This is a genomic window from Pseudoalteromonas sp. Isolate6, assembly GCF_022398435.1.
GTDB lineage: Bacteria > Pseudomonadota > Gammaproteobacteria > Enterobacterales > Alteromonadaceae > Pseudoalteromonas > Pseudoalteromonas galatheae.
Map to the genome: position 1 here is coordinate 1 of NZ_JAKEVK010000314.1, position 3,325 is coordinate 3,325.

At 42.3% G+C, this 3,325-nt stretch carries 1 protein-coding gene; it reads left to right on the plus strand.

Going from position 1 to position 3,325, the window contains the following annotated elements; all coding sequences use genetic code 11:
• Nucleotides 1–2: 2 nt before the first annotated feature.
• Nucleotides 3–2,918 carry a TonB-dependent receptor gene (locus tag L1D50_RS22270; protein ID WP_128727607.1) on the plus strand — a complete coding sequence of 972 codons (2,916 nt, stop codon included), beginning with the start codon at nt 3–5 and terminating at the stop codon, nt 2,916–2,918.
• Nucleotides 2,919–3,325: the final 407 nt, after the last annotated feature.

Here is a 3,325-nt window from a genome sequence, read left to right on the forward strand (position 1 = left end):
AGATGAAACTTTCTAACTTATCAGCAACGATCAGGCTATCTCTACTTGCTTGCTCAACGCTGACTGCAGGCGTATCAGGTATTGCCCACGCTGAAGAAACAGATACCAATGCTAATAATAGTGTAGAACGAATAGAGGTTACTGGTACTCGTATCAAGCGAGCTGCTATGACTGGTGCAAGCCCTGTAACAAGTGTTACAGCCGAAGACATTAAAGTTGCAGGTATTACAAGGGTAGAAGATCTACTCAACGATATGCCCGCAATCTTTGCTGACCAAACTTCAGGCCAAGCAAATGGAGCTACAGGTACCGCAACAGTAAACCTACGTAACTTAGGCACAGAACGTACATTGGTACTAGTCAATGGACGCCGCTTGCCTTCTGGTTCTCCTGTCGCCGGAGGTATCGGTGCTGACCTTAACCAAATCCCAGCGGCCTTGGTAGAACGTGTTGATGTTCTTACCGGTGGTTCGTCAGCAACATACGGTTCTGATGCTGTTGCTGGTGTTGTAAACTTTATCATGAGAGACGACTTTGAAGGCTTCCAAATTGAGTATCAAGGTAGCGTTTATCAACATGATAACGACCACAAAGACATGCAACGAGCACTAAAAGAGAGAGGCTTCGAAGTACCTGATGGAAGTCAATGGGACGGTGATACTCATGACATCTCTTTAACTTTTGGTGCTAACTCTGCAGATGGTCGTGCAAACATCACAGGTTATGCAACTTGGCGTGATATCGAAGAAGTAACGCAAGACAACCGTGACTACAGTGCTTGTGCTATGAATATAAATGCGACAGGTACACGAATTTGTGGTGGTTCAGGAACAATTCCTGATGGCCGTATTACCGATTTTAATACCTACGACTACAAAGTATCTGGCACCGATTTCGTTCCTACAGCTGGAACTGTTTATAACTATGGCCCGCTGAACTATTTCCAACGCCCAGACAAACGTAAGACATTTGGCTTACTAGGTCATTATGATTTTAACGACAGCCATACGTTTTATGCTGAATTTAACTACATGGACAACCGCACAGTAGCACAAATCGCGCCTTCAGGTTCATTCCTGAATGAAGTTAATATTAGCTGTGATAACCCGCTGCTTTCAGCTTCACAAAGAAACACGCTTTGTGGACCTAATGGCGTTGCAAATGATGATGGTGTTGTTGAGGGTGCCTTCATCGGTAAACGAAATGTTGAAGGAGGCCCTCGTCAAGACGACATTCGCCATACCTCAACTCGTTTTGTATTAGGTGTTCGCGGTGAAATCGATGACAACTGGACTTATGATGCGTATATGAATTTCGGAAATGTATCATATGCTCAGACTTACCAAAATGACATGTCGACTACCCGAATTATTCGTTCATTACAAGCTACAACTGATGACAAAGGCAATGTAGTATGTAAGTCAGTTGTAGATGGTAGCGATCCAACTTGTATTCCATGGAATATATTCGATCCATCAAAAATCACTCAAGAACAAATCGACTATCTAACAATACCTTTATTTGCTCGCGGTGACACTAGAACAAAACAAATTAGTGGCTATGTTACTGGTGATCTTACAGAGTACGGAGTTGTAGTACCTGGTACTTCCACCGGTGTAGGCGTAGTATTTGGTCTTGAACACAGAAAAGAATCGCTAGACTTTAATCCGGATCAAGGCTTTGAGTCAGGTGACGGTGCAGGCCAAGGTGGTCCTGTTCTTGGTGTAAGTGGTGAATTTGACGTCAATGAATTCTTTACAGAACTCAATGTGCCCTTAGTTGAAGACTCTGAATTTGCTGATTATATTACATTAGAATTAGCTTATCGCTACTCTGACTATTCAACGGATAAAACAACCAACACCTATAAGGGTGCGTTTGACATTCGCGTTAATGATCAACTTGGTTTGAGAACAAGCTTCCAGCGTGCTGTACGTGCAGGTAACGTACGCGACCTATTCAGATCTGCTGGTTTAGGTTTGTTTAACTGGGAAGATCCATGTGGTGGTGACAACCCAACTCTAACCGTTGAGCAGTGTGCTAGAACAGGTCTTGATCCATCTAAATATGGTTCAAACGCACTTATCAGCCCTGCGGGCCAATATAACAGTATCACAGGTGGTAACCCAGACTTAGAACCAGAAAAGTCGGATACTATCTCATTTGGTATTCTACTATCTCCTGAAGCTATTGAAGGTTTAGACATTGCGATTGACTATTTTGACATTACTGTTGAAGATGCAATTCAAGCAATCCCTGAAGCAACAATCTTCAACCAGTGTGCAATTAATGGTAACGATGAGTTCTGTGGACTTATCAACCGCGGTAAGACTGGCTCTTTATGGTTAAGCCAGGATTCGATCACTGCTATTGATACCAACATTGGTAGCGTAGAAACAAGCGGTATTGATTTTGATGCATCTTATCGTTATACCCTACCTGATGATATGGGCCTTTTGCGCTTTAAGCTAATCGGTACATGGCTAGATAAGTTTGCAACGCAAAACTTACCAGGTGGTGATATTGATGATTGTGCTGGTCGCTGGGATAGAGCGGTATGTGAGTACCCTGTTCCTGACTTTAAGACTAACTTCTCAACGACTTGGGTAACGCCTTGGGATGCAAACGTTACAGCAACCTATCGTTATGTAAGTGAAGTGAAAGAGTTTGCACGAAATGAAAACGGTCAAGTGATCGATGGACCAGTTCCATTGACTGCCCGTGACTACGTTGACATTGCAGTCACTTGGAATGCTTCTGATAACCTGCAATTCCGTGGTGGTGTAAATAATATCTTTGATAATACTGCTCCACTAGTACCAAATGGTCCTTCAGGCCCGGCAAATGGTAACATTTACCCTGGTTTCTATGATTCTTTGGGTCGCTATATCTTCGCAGGTTTCACATTTAGACTATAATCTAAGACTCTCAAGATTTAGTCGTAATTATCAGCCCCCGCAAGTTCATAACTTGCGGGGGCTTTTTAATTGAACCTAAGCCTTGGGTAAGGAGTGGACTACCTCATTTTTTTTAACCACATTAAATTATTTCCTTATCTAGCCAGAGAGTTTTAGCGCTAAAACTGGCAGCTAAAAAACATTACTTGTCCGAAGTTCAGGTTACTTATACCAATATGCTTAATTAAGTGATCTATTTTGAGGCGAGAAAATGTTGTCGTTAACACCGATACTGCATCTTGCTATCGCAAAGGTATCTACATTCCTGTAGGTAAGGGTAAAATTTTGTTATTTAGTTGCGCTAAATAAGCAGTTTTTAACACAGTTAGCGTCAGATCAACGCTTTCAAGTTGAGCAAATATTAAGAT